The 411-nt window shown below is 67.2% G+C and carries 1 pseudogene; it reads right to left on the bottom strand.

The features are described 5' to 3' along the window. Nucleotides 1-411: pseudogene (locus EN850_RS33825) on the bottom strand (Vi polysaccharide biosynthesis UDP-N-acetylglucosamine C-6 dehydrogenase TviB); the annotation flags it as partial.

Here is a 411-nt window from a genome sequence, read left to right on the forward strand (position 1 = left end):
ATCAGCGCCAGCTCATTGACCAGCGCGATGTTGACGTCACGCTGGATGTTCTCGACCACCTTGGCCGCTTCGGCCACGCGCATCGATGGCGCCGGGAAGGTCCCGGCGGCGATGATGCGCTGGTACAGGCCATCCATCACCGCCGCCACTTCCGGCGTCGAACCGGAGGTGATCTTGCGGATGTCGGCCAGGCGCCGATGGCGGTCGCCGGGACTGACCCGTTCCGGGCTGTAACCGCAGTAGAAGTCCACGTTGAAGCGCAGCCCGGAGCCCTGCTCCAGCAGCGGCACGCAGACTTCTTCGGTGGTGCCGGGATACACCGTGGATTCGTAGATCACCAGGTCGCCCGCGCGCAGATGGCTGGCGATCAGGCGCGTGGCCGAACGCAGCGGCTCCAGGTCGGGCTGCTCG

The sequence above is a fragment of the Mesorhizobium sp. M8A.F.Ca.ET.207.01.1.1 genome (genome assembly GCF_004794715.1).
In the GTDB taxonomy this organism is placed as follows: Bacteria; Pseudomonadota; Alphaproteobacteria; order Rhizobiales; family Rhizobiaceae; genus Mesorhizobium.